The sequence below is a fragment of the Mesorhizobium sp. M5C.F.Ca.ET.164.01.1.1 genome (assembly GCF_004792125.1).
Lineage (GTDB): Bacteria > Pseudomonadota > Alphaproteobacteria > Rhizobiales > Rhizobiaceae > Mesorhizobium > Mesorhizobium wenxiniae.
In genome coordinates this window covers 1-306 of the sequence record NZ_SRTG01000447.1, presented here as the reverse complement: position 1 = coordinate 306, position 306 = coordinate 1, and the positions used below count along the sequence as shown (strand labels likewise).

Below are 306 nucleotides of genomic sequence, written 5' to 3'. Positions count from 1 at the left end.
TCTGCAATTTAATAGCAGGAGCCCTCGAAGCCGAAGCCGCCTTTAAAGCGAATAATTATTCAGAAGCGTACAAAGAATGGACGGCTCTCGCCCAAAAGGGTGATGCCATTGCCCAATTTAACGTCGGATTTCTGTATTCCAGAGGACTGGGTGTTCCACTGGATTATTCCAAAGCTGCCGAATGGTGGGGCAAGGCGGCGGATCAAGACATGGCAGTGGCCGAGTTGAACCTTGGACTTTTGTACTCCTGGGGCAAGGGCGTTCAGCAGGATGATTCCAAAGCGGCGGAGCTATGGCGCAAGGCGG

Annotated in this window: 1 protein-coding gene; it reads left to right on the top strand. The window is 52.6% G+C overall.

The features are described from left to right. Window positions 1-306 (top strand): tetratricopeptide repeat protein (locus tag EN807_RS34220; RefSeq protein WP_135938071.1); only part of this gene is annotated, 306 nt, incomplete at both ends.